Below are 2,696 nucleotides of genomic sequence, written 5' to 3' on the forward strand. Positions count from 1 at the left end.
CTCCACGACGAAATGACAAGGACCCGCAATGCCGCTCATTCACATCCAATTGCGTGCCGGAAAGCCTGACGCCTATCGGCAGGCGATCTTTGACGGCCTCTACCGCGCGATGCGCGAAACGCTCGGCGTGCCCGAAGGCGACCAGTTCATGACCATGACCGAGCATGAGGCCGCGAACTTCCGGCATGGCACGGCCTATGGCGTCGCCCGGAGCGCTGACCTCGTATACATCCAGATCACCGTGTTCAACACCCGCACCGTCGAGCAGAAGAAAGCGCTGTTCCGGCGGATCGCCGACCTGCTCGGCGAAAGCCCCGGCATCCGGCCGGATGACGTATTCACCACTATTTATGACGCGCCGAAAGAGAACTGGTCCGTCGGACGCGGCCTCGCGCAGTTCGCGTGAGGCGGGCGATGGTCATGACGCCGGTCCATGTCGGATCATGATAAGGCCTCGCAGCGAGGGCGAGATGAAACTGGCCCTCGCCAAGCGATCGCCAGATCATTGTGATCCCCATCGATTTGCGATAGACACCGACGCCCCTCGCCCGAAGGCGCCGTGACGTCGAGGTTGTCTCCCGCTCTGGTCTTGCGCCGAGGCGCCTCCCCGATGTGACGGATATTTTCAGGCCGGCCCGGCCCGGGGCGTTCGAGAGAAAATCATAATGGAAGGGAGAGCATGGCGCGCAGCATTCTGATTCTTGGGGCCTCATACGGCTCATTGCTGTCGACGAAATTGCTGATGGCCGGTCACAACGTGACCCTGGTTTGCCGGAAGAAGACCGCGGCACTCATCAATCGTGACGGCACCGAGGTCCGCATCAAACTCCGTGACGAGCCGACGCATCGGTCGATCTTCTCGCGCGATCTGCCTGGCACGCTGGATGCGACCTCGCCCGACAATGTCGACCTGTCGCGCTATGATCTGGTCGGACTTGCGATGCAGGAGCCGCAATACACCAACCATACGATCCGGGTGCTGATGATCAAGATCGCCGAGGCGAAGCTGCCCTGTCTGTCGATCATGAACATGCCGCCCCTGCCCTATCTCAAGCGGATCCCGGCGCTGGCCGACATGGACCTGGAGGAGGCCTATACCAATGCCCAGATCTGGGAGCGTTTCGAGCCGGGCTTGGTGACGCTCTGCTCGCCGGATCCGCAGGCCTTCCGGCCGCCGGAGGAGCCTGCGAATGTGCTGCATGTCGGCCTGGCGACAAACTTCAAGGCCGCCACTTTTGCGGATGAGGCGCATAACCGGCTGCTGCGAGAGCTGGAAGCGGATATCGACGCGGTGAAGCTCGATGGCCAGGACGTGCCGGTGAAGCTCAAAGTGTTCGATTCGCTGTTCGTGCCGCTCGCCAAATGGTCGATGTTGCTGACCGGGAATTACCGCTGCATCACGCTGCAGGAGCCGCGGTCGATCCGCGACGCGGTGCGCGGCGACCTCAAGCTCTCACAGTCGATCTACGACCATGTCGATGCCATCGCGCGGCGTCTGGGGGCCGACCCGAAGGATCAGGTGCCATTCGAGAAATACGCCAAGGCGGCGGAAAGCCTGCTCAACCCCTCGTCAGCGGCCCGCGCGGTGGCCAATGGCGCACCTTTCATCGAGCGGGTCGACCTCCTGGTCAAGCTGATTTCGCATCAGCTTGGCATGCCCAATGCCGATATCGACGGCACAGTCCGGATCGTCGATCAACGACTGAACGAGAGGATCGTGCCAAGCTGATCAACCATGACGCAGCATCCTGGTATCACTCTCGCAGCCGACATGGTCGCGGCAAACCCGTGATCCGGGGGACCCCGGCTCTCCGCCGACGCATTGAGCTCGGAGAGGACATTTCCGAGCGCGGCCTGATACGCACTGCTCCCATGCCTTGAAGTTGCTGCAGCAGCCTGCTCATATCGCTGCCGTTCCCGCGGCCGCGCCAATGAACTATGCCTATCTCACCTGCAGGAGTTCCGGTTGAGCGTTGCCTTTACCAAGGAAGACAGTGCCGAAACGGCGTCGGAGACGCTGCTGCCCGACCGCCCGGTTTCACCTCATCCGAATCTTGTTACGCAAGCGGGATTGAAGGCTCTTGAAACCCAGCTCCACAGCGCCCGCCAGGCGTATGATGCCGCGCAGGCGATCGAAGACGTGAACGAAAGACGGCGGCAAGCAGCGCCCCCGTTGCGCGATGTACGCTACTTTGCGGCGCGAGTCCGGACGGCTCAGGTCGTCCCCAACCCGACGTCGACCAGCACGGTTGCTTTTGGGAGCACGGTGGCTTTCAGGCGTGGCGACGGGCGCCTCCAGACATATCGCATCGTCGGAGAGGATGAAGCGGACCCCAAGGCCGGCTCGATTTCCTTTGCCTCCCCGGTGGCAAGATTCCTGATCGGCCACGCCGTTGGAGATGTCGTCGGGGCAGCCGGCCAGGAGCTTGAGATCGTTGCGATCTCCTAGCGCGCTCTGGTCGTCCTTTATTGGTCACATTTTCTGACGGAAAGCCGGTGTCCACCTTTCCGGAAAATGCGCCGAGATAACGCCGACCCGCGCTTATTTCGGCACCATCGCGCGCCTTGGCTGCGATTTCTAAACCTTCTCAAATGCGAACTCGCTCCTGCGAGGAGCGGACGTCCGTAGAGCGGCGGGTTTTCGCGCTTTCATTTCCGAGTGGGCGCGCCCTGTAGTTCCGTCGTCTGGGTAGACC

The 2,696-nt window shown here is 61.9% G+C and carries 3 protein-coding genes; all 3 read left to right on the forward strand.

Annotated elements, in window-relative coordinates; translation table 11 throughout:
- Nucleotides 1–28 precede the first annotated feature (28 nt).
- Nucleotides 29–406 carry a tautomerase family protein gene (locus WCB02_RS34100; protein WP_423965468.1) on the forward strand — a complete coding sequence of 126 codons (378 nt, stop codon included), beginning with the start codon at nucleotides 29–31 and terminating at the stop codon, nucleotides 404–406.
- Between the two features lie 273 nt (nucleotides 407–679).
- Nucleotides 680–1,729 carry a ketopantoate reductase family protein gene (locus WCB02_RS34105; protein ID WP_423965470.1) on the forward strand — a complete coding sequence of 350 codons (1,050 nt, stop codon included), beginning with the start codon at nucleotides 680–682 and terminating at the stop codon, nucleotides 1,727–1,729.
- A gap of 237 nt (nucleotides 1,730–1,966) precedes the next feature.
- Entirely contained in the window at nucleotides 1,967–2,449 is a 483-nt protein-coding gene (gene greA, locus WCB02_RS34110; RefSeq protein WP_423965472.1) for a transcription elongation factor GreA, read from the forward strand.
- Nucleotides 2,450–2,696 lie beyond the last annotated feature (247 nt).

This window comes from Bradyrhizobium sp., assembly GCF_049581145.1.
Taxonomy (GTDB): domain Bacteria; phylum Pseudomonadota; class Alphaproteobacteria; order Rhizobiales; family Xanthobacteraceae; genus Bradyrhizobium.

Coding starts and splice junctions, on each gene's coding strand:
- WCB02_RS34100 (WP_423965468.1), top strand. CDS start 29: ATGCCGCTCATTCACATCCAATTGCGTGCCGGAAAGCCTGACGCCTAT.
- WCB02_RS34105 (WP_423965470.1), top strand. CDS start 680: ATGGCGCGCAGCATTCTGATTCTTGGGGCCTCATACGGCTCATTGCTG.